The organism is Actinophytocola sp. (assembly GCF_045807065.1).
Classification (GTDB): domain Bacteria; phylum Actinomycetota; class Actinomycetes; order Mycobacteriales; family Pseudonocardiaceae; genus Actinophytocola.
The window spans coordinates 1-15,324 of sequence record NZ_JBJMIE010000027.1; the positions used below are offsets into that span (position 1 = coordinate 1).

The following is a 15,324-nucleotide window of genomic DNA, read 5'->3' on the forward strand; positions in this document are numbered from 1 at the left end:
CGGCTACTTCAACTCCGACCCGGACTTCACCCCCGACGGCCGCTCGCTGGTGTACGCGTCGGACCGCGCGGGCGACGCGGACCTGTGGCGGCGCGACCTCGCCTCGGGTACCGAGCGCCGCCTGTCGAGCCTGCCGGGCGCACAGGTCGCGCCGCGGGTGTCCCCGGACGGCGGCCGGATCGCCTACAACGACCAGGACGGCGCGACGTGGGTGCTGGACCTGGCCTCCGGCACGGCGAAGCAGGTGACGCCGCCGCTGTTCATGCCGGGCCGCCCGACGTGGTCACCGGACGGCGGCACCGTGGCGCTGGCCGCCGTGAAGCCGTACTCCCGGCGGTTCCGCGAGGGCACGAGCCAGATCCTGACGGTGAACCTGACGTCCGGCGCGTTGACCTACACCGAGCCGCTGCCGCACGCGTCGATCGCGACGCGCGGCGACGACGGCCCGGTGTGGTCGCCGGACGGGAAGTACCTGGCGTTCGTGGTCGAGTCGTGCGCGTGGGTGCTGCCGGTGTCCGCGGACGGCACCGTCACCGGCGCGGCCCGCCAGGTGACGCACGAGGTGACGGACTCGCTGTCGTGGCTGGGCGCCGACCGGTTGCTGTACCTGCACAACGGCACGCTGCGCACGGTCTCGGTGACGAGCGGCGCGACCCGCGACATACCGCTGTCGCTGCGCTGGCACCCCGCCCGGGTGCGCCAGCACGACGTGATCCGCGCCGGTGCGGTGTGGGACGGCCGCGCCACGCGCCTGCGCGAGTCGGTGGACATCGTGGTGTCCGACGGGAAGGTCGCCGACGTGCTCCCGGCCGGCGGTCGTCCGTACACGGTGGACGCCCGCGCGCTGACGGTCATGCCGGGCCTGGTCGACGCCCACGTCCACTGGCACCTGCGCGGCAGGCAGTGGGGCGACCGGCAGGGCAGGCTGTGGCTGGCCTACGGCATCACGACCGTGCGGTCCCCGGGCGACCCGGCCTACCAGTACGTGGAGACGCGTGAGGCGCTGGAGTCGGGCGACCGGGTGGGGCCGAGGTACCTGGGCACCGGCGAGGCGATCGACGGTTCGCGGATCTACTACAACTTCATGCGCACGACCCGGTCGGTGGGCCAGCTGGCGTTGGAGCTGGACCGCGCGCGGGCGCTGGGCTACGACCTGGTGAAGACGTACGTCCGGCTGCCGGTCGCGTACCAGCGGCGGGTGGTGGCGGCCGCGCACCGGGCCGGTCTGCCGCTGTCGTCGCACTACCTCTACCCGGCCGAACACCTCGGCATGGACGGCATGGAGCACACGGGCGCGACGAACCGCCTGGGCTACTCCCAGACGGTGTCCCGCCTGGGCCGCGCGTACGCGGACGCGGTGACCCTGTTCGTGCGGTCCGGCATGTCGATCACCCCGACCCTGTTCAACTCGGCGGCCCTGTACGGCGACGACCGTTCGCTGGTGGAGGACATCCGCACGAGGACGCTGTTCCCGTCGTGGGAGTACGCGGCCCTGGTGGCGAAAGCGGACGCCGCGCGAACCCCGGCCAACGCACCGGTACTGGAAATGCTCGCGGCGAACGTGAACATGGTCCTGAGAATCCACCGAGCGGGCGGCTTCGTCATTTCCGGCACCGACGCCCCACTGGACAACCCGGCGGTCTCCCTCCACACCAACCTACGGGCGAAGGTCCGTTTCGGCTTCACCCCGTACGAGGCCCTGACAACCGCCACTCGCAACCCCGCCCGCTGGCTGGACTACGAAGGCCAACTGGGCGAGATCCACCGGGGAACCCAGGCGGACCTGTCTTTCGTCCAGGGCAATCCACTGGCCGACATCCACGCCGCCGCGGCGGTCCGAATGGTGATGGCGGCGGGCAAACTCCACACGGTCGACGAACTACTGAGCCCGTTCACCTCCCCCGCCGCCGCCAGCACTCCCGCACTGGCCACCCGAGCCCCGCGAACCACCCACGAACACAACGAAGAGTTCTGGTGGCACGAACCCGAGTGGGCCCACCACTACTGCGGCTGAATCACGTCACACACCGTCACTCGCGCGCCGACGTCATCCATTTCGGGAATCCCCGCGTGGCGAACACGCCTGTCGCATGCTCAGCTACCGAGCGTACCCACAAGGTCACCCGGCGAGCAGGAGGGCGCCGTCGCCGGAGCCCGGCCGCGCGCTGTTCCTGGTGACCCTCGACGGTGAACCCCGCGCGTACGCGGCCGGTCACGGCCAGTCCCCGCACCGGCTCGGCGCGTAACGGGCGTTTCGAGGCCGCCGGATCGCTCTTGACCTCTCCCGGACACCGCCCTATGGTTCTGCACTCATAGGACATCCCATGTCCTATGTCTTCCGTCCGATGAGGTACGTGTCTTCAGGAGGTGCGGGTGTCGAAAACTCCGCCCGGGTCCGGTTCGTCCTTCAACCGTCGGGACATGTTGCGCTTCACCGGCCTCGCCGGGGTCGCCGCCGCCTTCTCGTCCAGCCTCGCGGCGTGTGGTGGGCCGGCCTCCACGAACGCCACCGGCAGCACCGCGGACTCCATCACCGCGGTGGTCGGTTACGGCAACAACCAGACGTGGGACCCGCTTCAGACCGCGTCCGCCTTCTCCATGGCGGCCATTCTGCACACCTACGAGTCCCTTGTGGAGGGTGACCCGATCACCCGTGAACCGTACGCCGGCCTCGCCAGGGAACTCCCCGAGGACGTGAGCGGCACCACCTTCGAGGTCGTCCTCCGTGACGGCGCCAAGTGGCACGACGGCCAGCCCGTCACCGCCGACGACGTGGTGTTCACGTTCACCCGGGCGCTGGACCCGACCGAGAACGTCCTGGTCCGCACCTTCCTCACACCATGGCTCAAGGGTGTGGCGAAGGTCGACGACAAGACCGTCAAGTTCAGCCTGAACCAGGCCTTCCCCTATGTGCTGCAACGGCTCCAGACCATCAAGATCTGCCCCAGGCACGTCTTCGACGGCAGGTGGGCCGACGCGATCTCCGGCAAGGTCGTCGGGTCCGGGCCGTACAAGGTCGTCGAGCAGGCGCCGTTGTCGTTCACCCGCTTCGAGAAGTTCGACGACTACAACGGGCCGCGCCCGGCCGTGTACAAGAAGATGCTGTGGAACTCGATCGTCGAGGCCTCCCCGCGCGTCGCGAAGATCTCCGGTGCCAGGCCGGCCGCGCAGATCGCCGAGAACATCCCGCCGGCCAACGCCGAGCAGCTCCAGGCCGACGGCCGCACGGTCCAGTTCGCCAACGGCGGCAACAACCTGTGGCTGATGTTCAACACCACGCACGCGCCGTTCGACAACAAGCTCGTACGCCAGGCGCTGCACCACGCGATCGACCGCGAGAAGATGATCAAGGTAGGCCTGAAGGGCAAGGGCTCGCCCGGCACGTCGTTCATCAACCCGAAGCTGCCGGAGTCCCAGCCGGCCGCCAACGACCTGTCCCACGACCCCGACAAGGCGAAGGACCTGTTGCGCCAGGCGGGGATCGCGAACCTGTCCGTCACGCTCTCCACGACGAACACGACGCTGGTCGCCGACTGCGTGAACGTCATCAAGGAGGGTTGGGACGCCATCGGCGTCACGACCACTCTAGACACCCAGGACACGAAGGCGTTGTTCTCCAAGCTGGACAGCGGTTTCGACTTCCAGGTCGTGGCCACCACGCAGAACGCCCAGCAGTTCGGCAACGACCCGGACCTGCAGGTCCGCTACTACTACGCGGGCTCGGGGGTCGTGCCCAAGTACGCCAGGTGGGCCGGCCCGGACCAGCAGAGGCTGATGTCGCTGCTCGACGAGGCCGCCGCGGAGACCGACGCCGGCAAGCGGGACAAGACCACCAGGAAGGTGCTCGACCTGCTGGCCGACCAGGCCGTCGTCTACCCGCTGGTGTTCACCCAGCTCGGCACCGCGTGGGACCCGAAGGCGATCTCCGGTGTGCGTGCCCAGGGTTACCCGGGCATCAACCTGAACCAGGCGAAGCCGGGGAGCTCGGCGTGAACGGAAGCTGCGGCAACCACCGGCGCCGGCCCACGCGGAGTCCGCGAGGAGCCCGCGAGGCGCGGTCGTGATCGTCCTGCGGATCCTGCTCGGGCGCATTCTCTCCCTGGTGCCGCTCCTGCTGGGCGTGACGCTGTTCGTGTTCGTCGTGATGCGCTTCTCCCCCGTGGACCAGGCGGTCGCGGCGCTCGGCGACACCAACCCCACGGACGCGCAGCTCGAGCAGTTCCGCAGGGAGAACGGCCTGCTCGACCCGTGGCCGGTCCAGTACGGACGGTTCATCTGGCAGCTGCTGCACGGCGACTTCGGCAACAGCGTCATCACCAAGCAACCGGTGGGCGCCACCATCACCACCGCGCTGCCGCTGACCGTCCAGCTGACGCTCATGGGCCTGGTCATCGCCATCGTGCTCGGGCTGCTGTTCGGCATCATCTCGGCGCTGTACCGGGACCGGTGGCCCGACCAGCTGATCCGGGTCGTGTCGCTCGCGGGTGTCGCGGCGCCGGCGTTCTGGATCGCGCTGCTGCTCGTGCAGTGGCTGGCCGTCGGCCAGGGCCTGTTCCCGACCAGCGGCTACGTCAGCCCGCAGGACTCGCTCGGCGGCTGGCTGAACTCGATGACGCTGCCGGCCGTCGCGCTCGCGCTGCCGGTCGCCGCGCAGCTGACCCGCATCATCCGCACATCCATGGTGGAAGAGTTGGACAAGGACTACGTGCGCACCGCCCGCGGCGGCGGACTGCCACCCGTCGTGGTGGTGGGTCGCAACGTCCTGCGCAACGCGTTGGTCAACCCGCTCACCGTGCTGGGCCTGCGGGTCGGCTACCTGCTCGGCGGCGCGGTGGTCATCGAGACGATGTTCGCGTTGCCGGGCATGGGGCAGAACATGATCCAGGCCGTCGGGGACGGCGACACCGCGAAGGTGCAGGGCTTCGTGATCACGATCGCGTTCATGTTCGTGCTGGTCAACCTGATCGTCGACATCCTCTCTGTGATCGTCGACCCACGCCTGCGGAGCCACTCGTGATACGCCCCGGTCTCGTGGCACGACTCAGCCGGGGCGCGCGCTTCCGGCGGCTGAACCTCCTGTCGTGGGTGTCCCTCGCGATCCTGGTGCTGCTGGTGCTCGCCGCGGCGGTCGCACCGCTGGTCACCAACCACGACCCGTACACCACGGGCGGCGACGTCACCGGCCCGAACGGCGACTTCTGGCTCGGCACCGACTCGTCCGGCCGGGACATCTACACGCGGCTGGTCTACGGCGCCCGCTGGTCCCTGGCAGTGGGCCTCGGCTCGGTCGCGGTGGCACTGGTGGCCGGCGCGCTGATCGGCGCGGTCGCGGCCACCTCGGGCCGCCGGGTCGACCAGGTGGTCATGCGGGTGCTGGACGTGGTCATGGCGTTCCCCGGCATCGCGCTCGCGGCCGTGCTGGTCGCGGTGTTCGGGCGGGGCCTGCCGGTGCTGATCCTCGCGATCGCCTTCCTGTACACGCCGCCGATCGCCCGCGTCGTGCGCGCGAACATCCTGGCGCAGTACGGCGAGGACTACGTCGCGGCCGAGCGCGTCATCGGCGCCCGGCGCTGGTACATCGTCACCCGGCACATCGCGGTCAACTGCGCGGCGCCGGTGCTGGTGTTCTGCACGGTGCAGGTCGCCGACGCGATCGTGTTCGAGGCCTCGCTGTCCTTCATCGGCGCCGGCATCCAGGCGCCGGCCCCGTCGTGGGGCGCGGTGCTCGCCAACGGCAAGGAGCTGGTGCTCACCGGCGGCTGGTGGGCAACGCTGTTCCCCGGCCTGCTGATCCTCGTCACGGTGTTGGCGCTCAACATCCTGTCCGAGGGCATCTCCGACGCGTGGGCCACGCCGTCCGCCCGCCGCGCGAAGGCCGGCCGGGAGGCGAGGAAGGCCGCCGCGGCGCCCGCCGAGCGGCCCACGCAACCCGTGCTCCCGATCGCCGGGCTGCGCGAGGTGGGCGAGCGGCTGGCCGTGCACGCCCGCGACCTGGGCGACCGGCGCAGCGTGCTGGACGTCGAGCACCTGGCCATCTCGTTCGCCGACCGGCACAACGGCGCCCGCGTGGTGGACGACGTGTCGTTCTCCGTGCGGTCGGGCGAGGTGCTGGGCCTGATCGGCGAGTCGGGCTGCGGCAAGACCATCACCTCACTGGCGATCATGGGCCTGCTCCCGGACACCGCGCGGACGTCCGGGCAGATCCGGTTCTCCCAGCAGGACCTGCTCGCGCTGAGCCCGCGCCAGCGCCGCCGCCACCTCGGCCACGACCTGGCGATGATCTACCAGGACGCGCTCAGCTCGCTGAACCCGGCGATGACGATCCACGCGCAGCTCAAGCAATTCACCCGGCGCGGCGGCACCCGAAGTCCCGCCGAGTTGCTCGCGCTGGTGAACCTCGACCCGGGACGCACGCTGCGGTCCTACCCGCACGAGCTGTCCGGCGGGCAGCGGCAGCGGGTGCTGATCGCGATGGCCCTGTCCCGCGGCCCGAAGCTGATCGTCGCGGACGAGCCGACGACCGCGCTGGACGTGACCGTGCAGGCGCAGATCATGAAACTGTTGCTGCGGCTGCAGGAGGAGCTGGGCTTCGCGCTCATCCTGGTCTCCCACGACCTCGCGCTGGTGTCCGAGGTGGCCGACCGGGTGGTGGTGATGTACGGCGGGCAGGTCGCGGAGACCGGCACCATCTCCCAGGTGGTCGGCGAGCCGCGCCACCACTACACGCGTGGCCTGCTGTCGGCGGTGCTGTCCCTGGAGGAGAACGAGGAGCGGCTCACCCAGATCAAGGGCGTGGTCCCCTCCCCCGCGGACTTCTCGCCGGGCTGCCGGTTCTTCGACCGGTGCCCGGCCGCGCGGGCGGTCTGCCACGACGAGTTCCCGGGGTACACCGGCGACGCGCGTGAGCACGCGTTCGCCTGCCACTTTCCCGCGCAACAGCCGGTGGTGAGCCATGAGTCTGCTTGAGCTCGACGGTGTCCACGTGGTGCACCGGATCCGGGGGCGCCGCCTGTTCGGGCACGACGACGTGTACGCGCTCACCGACGCGCACCTGAGGCTCGACGCCGGCGAGACCGTCGGCGTGGTCGGCGAGTCGGGGTGCGGGAAGTCCACCCTGGCCAGGGTGGTCGTGGGTCTGCAGGCGCCGACCCGGGGCACCGTGCGCTTCGCCGGGGAGTCCCTGTGGCAGATGACCACGGCGCAGCGCGCGGAACGGTTCGGCCGCAACGTGGGCATGGTCTTCCAGGACTCGTCGACCGCGCTGAACCGGCGACTCTCGGTCGCGAAGATCATCCGCGACCCGTTGGACGTCCACCGCGACGGCACGATCGAGGAGCGGAACGACCGCGTGCGTGAGCTGATGTCGTTGGTGGGCCTGCCGGACAGCGTCGCCGACGCGGTGCCCGGGCAGCTCTCCGGCGGGCAGCGGCAGCGCGTCGCCATCGCTCGCGCCCTCGCGTTGCGACCGAAGCTGCTGGTCGCCGACGAGCCGACCTCGGCACTCGACGTCTCGGTCCGCGCACAGATCCTGAACCTGCTCATCGACCTGCGCGAGCGGCTCGGACTGGCGATGGTGTTCGTGTCCCACGACATCCAGACCGTCCGCAGAATGAGCGATCGGATCATCACGATGTACCTCGGCCGGATCGTCGAGGAGGCGCCGGCCGCGGCCGTGCCGGCGAACACGCATCACCCCTACATGCGTGCGTTGTTCTCGGCCACCCCCAGCCTCCGGCACGCCGTGGCGCCGATCGTCCTGAGTGGACCGGTGCCGTCGGCGACGAACCCGCCGAGCGGCTGCAACTTCCGTACCCGGTGTTGGAAGGCGACCGAGGAGTGCGCGGCCGAACTGCCGCCACTCGCCACGGCCGGCGCCGAACACACCTACCGCTGCATCCATCCGGAGTCATAGAGGACGTGGTCGTGAAAGCGTTATGGACAGGTTTGTTATCCCTCGTCGTGGCGGCCGGTCTGGCACCGTCCGCCGCGGCCGAGCCACCACCCGCGGCACAGCCCACGCTCGACCAGCAGGTGCTGTTCAAGGCCGCGAACGAGCAGGGCTACGCCTGCTTCCGCATCCCGGCGGTGGTCAAGAGCAGGAAGGGCACGCTGCTGGCCTTCGCCGAGGGCCGCGTGCACAACTGCGGTGACACCGGCGACATCGACCTGGTGCTCAAGCGGTCCACCGACGGCGGCCGCACCTGGTCGCCGCTGCGGCTGGTCAACGAGGGCGGCGGCGACACGCACGGCAACCCCGTGCCGATCGTGGACGGTGTGACCGGCCGGATCTTCCTCGTCAGCACCTACAACAAGGGCCGGACGGACGACAAGGCGTGCGACACGCCGTGCCCGCGCTTCCCGCACCTGCAGTACAGCGACGACGACGGCCTGACCTGGTCCGCGCCGGTCGACATGAGCGCGCAGATGAAGCTGCCCGAGTGGGACTGGTGGGTCGCCACCGGCCCGGTGCACGGCATCCAGCTCACGAAGGGCCGGCACGCCGGCCGGCTCGTGTTCGGCGTGAGCGGCGAGGTCAGCGACGGCAGCGCCTCCTACCGCAACGACGGCGCGCTGGTGTACAGCGACGACCACGGCCGCACCTGGCACGTCGGCGCCAACGGCACGACCACCTTTCCGCGGGGCGGCACGTTCACCCAGAAGCCGCAGGAGATCACGGTCACCGAGCTGGCCGACGGATCGGTGTACGCGGGTGCCCGTGAGCAGGGCGGCACCTCGGTCGGCAACCGCACCTACGCCGTCAGCAAGGACGGCGGCACCACCTTCAGTACACAGTGGACGCCGATCCCGGACCTCGTGACGCCGACCGTGCAGGGCGCGGTGCTGCGCCTGGACCGCCCGGGTCGGGACCGGATCCTGTTCTCCTCGCCGGCGGACACCGACCGGCGGCGCTGGATGACCATCCGCTCGTCCTACGACGGCGGACGTAGCTGGGAGGGCGCCGAGCAGGGCACGCGGATCACGTCGGACTGGTCGGGCTACTCCGACCTCGTGCAGATCAGCTCGACGCGGGTGCGGAACGCGGAGATCGGTCTGCTGTACGAGGGCGGCGCGGTCGACGCGCGCGACGAGATCCGGTTCGCCCGCTTCTCCGAGGACTACCTCGGCGACCGCAGGCCGGTCGGCCCGACCACGCCGGACACGTCCACGGCACACGCGGACGCCTACGTGCTGGGCGGTCCGCAGCAGGTCGCCGGCACGTTCGGCACCGCGCTCGACCTCGACGGCGTCGACGACTACCTGCGCGTGCCGTACGACCGCGCGCAGCTGCCCGGCGACGGCGACCTCACCTACACGGCGTGGTTCCGGTACGGCGCGCAGACCGGCCAGCAGGCGTTGCTGTGGCTCGGTGGCATGAGCTCCGCGCCGCAGCTGTGGTTGCGTGGCGAGCCGGCGAACAACCGCCTCGTGGCCCTGATGACCACCGCGCAGGGCACCTCGCAGATCACCACCACGTCCGCCTACGCCGACAACCGGTGGCACCACGTGGCACTGCGGCGGGCGGGTGGCCGGCTCACGCTGTGGGTCGACGGGGTCCAGGCGGCGTCCGGACCCGCGGTGGCCGGGTCGATCAGCGAGCGCGTGGCGTGGCAGATCCACCTCGGTGAGCGGCCGGACTACGCGCAACGGCTCGACGGCTCGCTCGACGAGGTCCGCCTCTACCGGCGTGCGCTGTCCACTTCGGAACTCGACCAGATCCGCGGGTCCAACGAGGACATCCGCGACGGGGAGGTGCTTCGGCTGCCGCTCGACGACGTCAGGCCGTTGCCGGGCCAGGGCTGCACGTCGGTGCCGTTCGTCTCCGGCACACAGGGGTACAACACCTTCCGCATCCCGGCCGTGGTGCGTGCCAGGAACGGCACCGTGCTGGCGTTCGCGGAAGGCCGGGTCTCCTCCGCCGGTGACACCGGCGCGATCCGGGTCGTGCTGCGCCGTTCCTCGGACGGCGGCTGCACGTGGGGTCCGATGACCGTGGTGTCGGACAACGGCGACGCGACGGCCGGCAACCCCGCGCCCGTCGTGTTGCCGGACGGCACCGTCGTGCTGCTGACCACGCGCAACGGGCGCGTCGCCGAGAAGGACATCATGTCCGGCACGGTGTCCGCCGCGGACAGCCGCCGGGTGTTCGTCCAGCGCAGCACCGACAGCGGCCGCACCTGGTCGCGGGAGAAGGAGATCACCGCCACGGCCAAGCAGGCCGACTGGCGCTGGTACGCCACCGGCCCCGGCCACGCGATCGTGCTGCGCGGCGGCCGGATCGTGGTGCCCGCCAACCACTCCTCGGCGCCCCCGGCGGGCTCGACGGACGTGGGCACGGAGGCCAGGTACTACGGCGGGCACGACCTCATCAGCGACGACGGCGGCCGCACCTGGCGGATCGGCTTCAGCGAGGACCGCGCCGACACGACGGTGGCCGCCAACGAGACGACCGCGGCGCAGCTGCCCGACGGGCGGGTCTACTTCAACAGCCGCAACCAGGGCACGGGCGCGAACCGGGTCGACGCGTACAGCGGTGACGGCGGCCGGTCGTTGGTCGCGCCGTACCAGCCGCAGCCGGGACTGACGATCCCGAAGGTGCAGGGCAGCCTGCTGCAGACCGTGCGGCCGGACCTGCTGCTGTTCTCCGGCCCGTCCAACCCGACCGCCCGCAGGTCGATGGCCATCCGGGCGAGCGGCGACGGGGGCCGGACGTGGCGTCCGACGCTGGTGGTCTCCGACGCCCCCGCCGCCTACTCCGACCTCGTGCAGCTGTCCGGCCGGACCGTCGGCCTGCTGTACGAGACCGGCGTGAGCGGCTCGTCCGAGACGATCACGTTCCGCCAGCTGCCGATGCGGGACCTGGACTAGCGACGCGCCGGCCGCCCCAAGCCCTGGAGGACCCCTTCAGGACACTCACCGTCCCGAAGGGGTCCGCCAGGGCAGCTCGGGCGCACAACGATCACGAGGGAGACGTCTTGACACAGCTCCACGGGGTGGTGCCACCCGTGTGCACACCCCTGACCCCCGAACGCGAACTGGACGTGCGATCGCTGGAACGCCTCGCCGCGTTCCTCATCGAGAACGGCATGCACGGGTTGTTCGTCACCGGATCGACAGGGGAGGTCGCCTACCTGCCGGACGAGACGCGCTACCGGGCGCTCGAGGTCGTCGCGGGAGTCTCGGCCGGGCAGGTGCCGGTGCTCGCCGGCGTCATCGACACCACCACGCCGCGGGTCATCGAGCACGCGAAGGCGGCCAAGGCGGCCGGCGCGGACGCACTCGTCGCCACCGCCCCGTTCTACGCGCCAACGCACCCGCTCGAGCTCCCCGGCCACTTCCGCGCGATCCGCGCCGCGGTGGACCTCCCGCTCATCGCCTACGACATCCCCGTGTCCGTCGGGCACAAGCTGCCCACCGACGTGGTGGTGGCGCTCACCGAGGACGGCACGCTGGACGCGGTCAAGGACTCGAGCGGCGACCTCGACGGGCTGCGCGCGCTGCTCGAGGCCGACGTGCCGGTGCGCTGCTTCTCCGGTTCCGAGGTGCTCGCCGACGTCGGCCTGTTCCTCGGCGCGCACGGCCTGGTCCCCGGTCTCGGCAACGTCGACCCGGCCGGCTACCTGCGCCTCTACGAGGCGGCGCGGCGCGGCGACTGGGACGCGGCGAAGACCGAGCAGACGCGGCTGCGCGGGCTGTTCCGGCTGATCCACGTGGGTGACGGCCGGATGGGCCGCTATTCCTCGGCGATCGGCGCGTTCAAGGAGGGGCTCGTGGCACGCGGCGTGCTCGCGGGCGGCACGACGAGCGAGCCGATGATCCCGTTGAACGAAACGGAACGCGACGCCGTGCGACAGCACTTGGCAGTGGCCGGCCTCCTCTAAGGTTGGCCCATCAGGGAGGTCGGAGTTGACAGAGCAGCAGACGCCGGCGCCGATGAACCGCCTGGCCACGCGGATGAGCAGGGCGATCCGGGACGAGATCACCGGGTTGATCCTGAACCGAGGGCTGCGCTCCGGCGACCCGCTGCCGACGGAGACCGAGCTGGTGGAGGCGCTGGGCGTCAGCCGCAACTCGATCCGTGAGGCGCTGAAGGCGTTGCAGGCGTTGGACATCGTCGAGATCCGGCACGGCTACGGCACCTATGTCGGGCGGCTGTCGCTGGACCCGCTGGCGGATGGCCTTACCTTCCGCGCACTGCACGACATCGGCCAGGACCTGCACTCCATGGAGGAGATCCTGGAGGTCCGCGAGGCGTTGGAGGCCGCGCTGATCCGCCGGGTGGCCGCGACCGTGCCCGAGGAGGACCTCGCGGCACTGGACGAGGTCACCAGGCGGATGGCCGAGCACGCCAAGTCGGGCGACACGTTCGCCGAGGAGGACCGCGAGTTCCACGAGCTGCTGTACCGGTCGCTGAACAACGCGCTGGTCACCCAGCTCCTGCGTGCCTTCTGGGACGTGTTCCACCGGGTCAACCACCGCCTGGGCGTCACCGACCCCGACCCGGCCCAGACCGTCCGCCGGCACCGCGCGATCGTCACCGCGCTGCGCAAACGGGACGTGGCCAGCGCCGAGCACGCGATGGTCGAGCACTTCCGCAACCTGGATGTCCGCATCGCCCAACTGCGCTCGCCCTCGCCCGCTGTGCACAGCGTGGGCCGGCTTCCCCAGCGGAAGCCGGCCCACCCCACGGACGTGCTAGAGGCCGAGGGTCCAGCTGTCGATGTAGCCGGTGTCCTGCGTGGCGGCGTCGCGGACGCGGAGGTTCCACGTGCCGTTGGCCGTCTCGCTGGCCAGGTTCACCGTGAAGGTCTGGTCCACGTTGTCGGCGGAGCCGCCGGAGCGGTTCAGCAGGTTGTAGACCGTCCCGTCCGGGGCGACCAGGTCGACCACGAGGTCACCGCGGTAGGTGTGGACGATGTGCACCTCGACGGTCGAGCTCGCCGACGCCGCACCCGTCACGCCCGAGACGGCGATCGGGCTCGACACGGTGCTGTTGTCGTTGATGGTGTAGTTGTTCGCGTTCGAGAACGAGTGGCCGGGTGGCGGTGTGGTGCCGCCCAGGTTCGCCGCCGCGGCCGCGATGTCCGCCGCGAACGTGCTCACCTGCGTGTACACGCCAGGGTTCTGCGGACGGGCGCAGCCGTAGCCCCAGCTCACGATGCCGACCTGGATCCACGCGTTGTTGCTGTCCCGGCGGAACATCGGGCCGCCGGAGTCGCCCTGGCAGGTGTCCACGCCGCCGTTGGCCCAGTTGCCGGCGCAGATCTCCTCGTTCGGCACCAGCTCGCTGTAGGCCTGCCCGCACTGCGTGTCGTCGACGAACGGCACGGTGGCCTTCAGCAGGTACCGCTGCTGCGAGCCGCCCTCGCTCGCCGCGCCCCAGCCGGCGACCGTGAACGAGCCGTTGTCGTAGGCGGTGGTCGTCGTGATCGGCAGGGTGGCCTGGTTGGTGATCGGCTGGTTCAGCTTGATCAGCGCCCAGTCGTCACCGCTCGGGTTGTTGTAGCCCGGCGCCTGGTAGACGTAGGTGGAGGTGCGGGTGATGCGGTTGGCGTCCTGCAGGTCCACGGTCCCGGCGGTCACGCCGATGCTCGTGTTGTTGCCCGTCCCGCTGACGCAGTGCGCCGCGGTCAGCACGATGCTCGGGGTGTAGAGCGCGCCGCCACAGCCCATCGACAGGCGGACCATGAACGGGAACTCGCCCTGGGCGGCGCGGGTGCCGCCGACGACCTGGGGTTGCACATCGCCGTCGGGCGCGGGTGGGGCGGCCACGGCCTGGCCGGCGGCCGCGCCGAGCACGGCCGCCGCGCCGATGGTGACCAGCGCGGCTCTGCGCAGGGCGGATCTGAGTGTTGTCACGGGTAGGTCCTTTCGACAGTCCGGATCTCGGACAGCAGGGGTGTCGAAAGACGGCAGATGGACCACTGGCTGTGGCCGGTCAGCGATCTTCCGTGTCTGATTCCACCTGGTCGGGATGCGCGCTGCAAGACTGCAATTCGGTCAACTACCGTTCGTCCGACCGATCTCGTGAGGAGGCGCTCATGGCACGCGTGGTGGTGACGGGTGGCAGCGGCAAGCTCGGCCGGGCCGTGGTCGCCGACCTGCTGGCACACGACTGGGAGGTGCACAACCTCGATCTGGTGCCGTCCCCGCTGTGCCCGCACACGCGGGTCGACCTGACCGACTACGGACAGGTCGTCGAGGCGCTGACCGGCATCGACGACCGCTACCACGGCGTCGACGCGGTCGTGCACCTCGCGGCGATCCCGGCCCCGGGCCTGACGGCCAACGCGGCGACCTTCGCCAACAACGTGCCCTCGACCTACAACGTGTTCGCCGCCGCCCGGCTCGCCGGGATCAGGAACGTCGTGTGGGCGTCCAGCGAGACCGTGCTGGGCCTGCCGTTCGAGACCCCGCCGCCGTACGTCCCGGTCGACGAGGAGTACGCGGGCCGCCCGGAGTCGACGTACTCGCTGGGCAAGCTGCTCGACGAGACGATGGCCGCGCAGTTCTGCCGCTGGGACCCGCGGCTGAAGATCGTCGGCCTGCGGTTGTCGAACGTGATGGAACCGGCGGACTACGCCGGCTTCCCGGCCTTCGACGCCGACGCCCGCGCACGCTGCTGGAACCTGTGGTCCTACATCGACGCCCGGGACGGCGCGCAGGCCGTGCGCCGCGCACTGGCCTACGACCGCCCGGGCTTCGAGGTCTTCATCATCGCCAACGCCGACACGGTCATGTCCCGCCCGAACGCTGAACTGCTGGCCGAGGTGTACCCGGACGTGCCGCACAGGCGGGAGTTCGGCCCGCACGAGACACTCCTGTCGATCGACAAGGCCCGCCGCCTGCTGGGCTACGAGCCACGGCACTCCTGGCGTCAGGAGACCGGCAGCGGGTCCTGACCGAGGAACCGCTGCCCGTTGACCGCGCCTTCGCGCACGGGGTGCCAGCTCTCGACCGCCGAGGTGACGAGGGCGTGCAGGTCGCCGCCGGTCATGCCCCGGAGGTCGTCGAACAGCGGCCGGGTACGCGCGGTGAGCGGAACGGCGCCGTAGACCTGCCAGACCCCGGTGTCGACGACCCGTGCGTGTGGCAGGTACCGCCGGCGCACCGCGGAGTTCACCCCGTCCGCCCCGACCACGACGTCCCCGACCACCGAGGTCCCGTCCGCGAAGTACGCACCCCCAACCCACCCAATGCCAGCGAACAGGCCAACCCCGCACCCATCGCCAAGCGAACACCCCAAATCCCACACCAACCATCAACTGCCCCTACCAAACCAAGCCACATGACCAGACCCCAACCACACCCCTCCCCCCGGCCCCC

11 protein-coding genes and 2 pseudogenes are annotated in these 15,324 nt (G+C 70.7%); 10 read left to right on the plus strand and 3 right to left on the minus strand.

The window, feature by feature from the left end:
- The 9 genes and pseudogenes from ACJ73U_RS01480 to ACJ73U_RS01520 form a co-directional block, all read left to right on the plus strand.
- Positions 1 to 2,014 (plus strand): amidohydrolase family protein (locus ACJ73U_RS01480; protein WP_407775652.1); only part of this gene is annotated, 2,014 nt, incomplete at its 5' end.
- Between the two features lie 76 nt (positions 2,015 to 2,090).
- Positions 2,091 to 2,246 carry a hypothetical protein gene (locus ACJ73U_RS01485; protein WP_407775653.1) on the plus strand — a complete coding sequence of 52 codons (156 nt, stop codon included), beginning with the start codon at positions 2,091 to 2,093 and terminating at the stop codon, positions 2,244 to 2,246.
- A 175-nt stretch (positions 2,247 to 2,421) separates the two neighbouring features.
- Complete coding sequence (locus tag ACJ73U_RS01490; protein WP_407775654.1) at positions 2,422 to 3,993, plus strand: ABC transporter substrate-binding protein; 1,572 nt, start codon at positions 2,422 to 2,424, stop codon at positions 3,991 to 3,993.
- A gap of 67 nt (positions 3,994 to 4,060) precedes the next feature.
- Positions 4,061 to 5,017, plus strand: a complete 957-nt coding sequence (locus tag ACJ73U_RS01495; RefSeq protein ID WP_407775655.1) for an ABC transporter permease — start codon at positions 4,061 to 4,063, stop codon at positions 5,015 to 5,017.
- Positions 5,018 to 5,031: 14 nt separating this feature from the next.
- The gene (locus tag ACJ73U_RS01500) at positions 5,032 to 6,966 is read left to right on the plus strand and encodes a dipeptide/oligopeptide/nickel ABC transporter permease/ATP-binding protein (RefSeq protein WP_407775656.1); all 1,935 of its coding nucleotides are present in this window, start codon (positions 5,032 to 5,034) and stop codon (positions 6,964 to 6,966) included.
- Positions 6,953 to 7,912 (plus strand): oligopeptide/dipeptide ABC transporter ATP-binding protein, encoded by a 960-nt coding sequence (locus ACJ73U_RS01505; RefSeq protein WP_407775657.1) that lies wholly within the window; start codon positions 6,953 to 6,955, stop codon positions 7,910 to 7,912. Before ACJ73U_RS01500 ends, ACJ73U_RS01505 begins: the two co-directional genes overlap by 14 nt.
- 32 nt (positions 7,913 to 7,944) lie before the next feature.
- A complete protein-coding gene (locus ACJ73U_RS01510) occupies positions 7,945 to 10,866 on the plus strand; it encodes an exo-alpha-sialidase (protein ID WP_407775658.1) in 2,922 nt (973 codons plus the stop codon).
- Between the two features lie 107 nt (positions 10,867 to 10,973).
- Positions 10,974 to 11,879 (plus strand): dihydrodipicolinate synthase family protein, encoded by a 906-nt coding sequence (locus tag ACJ73U_RS01515; RefSeq protein ID WP_407775659.1) that lies wholly within the window; start codon positions 10,974 to 10,976, stop codon positions 11,877 to 11,879.
- Between the two features lie 73 nt (positions 11,880 to 11,952).
- Positions 11,953 to 12,534: pseudogene (locus ACJ73U_RS01520) on the plus strand (FadR/GntR family transcriptional regulator); the annotation flags it as partial.
- Positions 12,535 to 12,693: 159 nt separating this feature from the next.
- Here the strand turns inward: ACJ73U_RS01520 and ACJ73U_RS01525 are convergent.
- Together ACJ73U_RS01525 and ACJ73U_RS01530 are read right to left on the minus strand one after the other, a co-directional pair.
- A complete protein-coding gene (locus ACJ73U_RS01525) occupies positions 12,694 to 12,984 on the minus strand; it encodes a proprotein convertase P-domain-containing protein (protein ID WP_407775662.1) in 291 nt (96 codons plus the stop codon).
- A gap of 72 nt (positions 12,985 to 13,056) precedes the next feature.
- Positions 13,057 to 13,857, minus strand: a pseudogene (locus ACJ73U_RS01530) (S1 family peptidase); the annotation flags it as partial.
- Positions 13,858 to 14,039: 182 nt separating this feature from the next.
- Between ACJ73U_RS01530 and ACJ73U_RS01535 the strand changes: the two are divergent.
- Positions 14,040 to 14,900: an NAD-dependent epimerase/dehydratase family protein gene (locus tag ACJ73U_RS01535; protein ID WP_407775660.1), complete on the plus strand. Its 861-nt coding sequence runs from the start codon at positions 14,040 to 14,042 to the stop codon at positions 14,898 to 14,900.
- On the opposite strand, the gene ACJ73U_RS01540 is transcribed toward ACJ73U_RS01535, so the two are convergent.
- Positions 14,876 to 15,154, minus strand: a complete 279-nt coding sequence (locus tag ACJ73U_RS01540) for a hypothetical protein (protein WP_407775661.1) — start codon at positions 15,152 to 15,154, stop codon at positions 14,876 to 14,878. The genes ACJ73U_RS01535 and ACJ73U_RS01540 overlap by 25 nt on opposite strands.
- Positions 15,155 to 15,324: the final 170 nt, after the last annotated feature.

Bases quoted from the DNA above. Each gene is read 5' to 3' on its own strand.
- ACJ73U_RS01490 (WP_407775654.1), top strand. From the start codon at position 2,422: ATGTTGCGCTTCACCGGCCTCGCCGGGGTCGCCGCCGCCTTCTCGTCC.
- ACJ73U_RS01485 (WP_407775653.1), top strand. From the start codon at position 2,091: ATGCTCAGCTACCGAGCGTACCCACAAGGTCACCCGGCGAGCAGGAGG.
- ACJ73U_RS01505 (WP_407775657.1), top strand. From the start codon at position 6,953: ATGAGTCTGCTTGAGCTCGACGGTGTCCACGTGGTGCACCGGATCCGG.
- ACJ73U_RS01535 (WP_407775660.1), top strand. From the start codon at position 14,040: ATGGCACGCGTGGTGGTGACGGGTGGCAGCGGCAAGCTCGGCCGGGCC.